The 1,002-nt window shown below is 32.0% G+C and carries 2 protein-coding genes; both read right to left on the bottom strand.

Annotated elements, in window-relative coordinates:
* Positions 1–190, bottom strand: a 190-nt coding sequence (locus tag FYJ43_RS12390; protein ID WP_456064359.1) for a hypothetical protein, incomplete at its 3' end; no start/stop codon positions are given.
* Positions 191–769: 579 nt separating this feature from the next.
* The coding region (locus tag FYJ43_RS11960; protein WP_229771775.1) for a hypothetical protein at positions 770–1,002 on the bottom strand (233 nt) is incomplete at its 5' end.

Raw genomic sequence — 1,002 nt, 5'->3', positions numbered from 1 at the left:
AATACTCATAATCAAGATCAAAAACTAAATACAAGTCAGTCGATGGTCGATTAACTTGAATGTACTTTTTATTGATTGCGGTAAGTTTAGGACGAATAAATGTCACGCCCAATTCATCAGTGCAATAGGGTTTTGTAGGTAGTGACTCGATAAAATCAGATTTAAAGAGATTTAATTGATTGGTTTTCACTCATAACTGCACTTAAGGCGGTTATTAGATTGTTTTTGAATTCCCATTTGCTATAATTTCCTTAGAGACGCAAATCATCTCAATGATTAGTTTCGCAGCCTCGATTTTCTCAATTCCATTCCGCCAAGTTTGAGTATGAGAAATCGGGGCTTTGTTTTATCTACGATATTACGCCCAAACCCTACCTGCATCAATATCTTAAAATCACACTCAATTTTCCAAGATCTTAAAAATCACTCGTAGAGTGAAAAGAGTTTTAAAGAGTTTACTCTTTAGCACGCGATGAAAGAATTTCAGAGGCACGTCGATAACAGTATTAATATTGAGGAACGAAAATATTAATGCTGGCAATCGGTAACGTGCCTTTATTTTTGCCTTACATTTAGTGATATATACTTTAGACTGCAAATAGACTGCAAACAGACTGCAAACAGACTGCAAATAAACTGCAAATAAACTGCAAATAAACTGCATTTTATGCTGAAAATTACACTTAGACTGCAAATAGACTGCAAATAGACTGCAAATAGACTGCACTAAATAAAAGGAAACAAAAAATCACTCAAAATTAGTAATCATTTAATCATTTTCATTTAAAACTATTCCAATCTCATCCCAATACTTCGCAATTGAATCTTTAGATACAACATCACCAATAGCTTTCCGCAATTCACTTTTTGGGTAACGTGCTTTAATAATTTCTATTTTTTCTTCAACAGATAATATTTTTATCGCATCAAATAATATTTTTTTCGTTTTAATTGAACGCTGCATATTAGATGATATTTTTTTAACCTTTGGATTATGTATTA

The organism is Cutibacterium porci, from assembly GCF_009696315.1.
GTDB classification, from domain to species: domain Bacteria; phylum Actinomycetota; class Actinomycetes; order Propionibacteriales; family Propionibacteriaceae; genus Cutibacterium; species Cutibacterium porci.
Note: the sequence above shows the minus strand (reverse complement) of the source record. Positions and strands in the feature narration are given on the sequence as shown.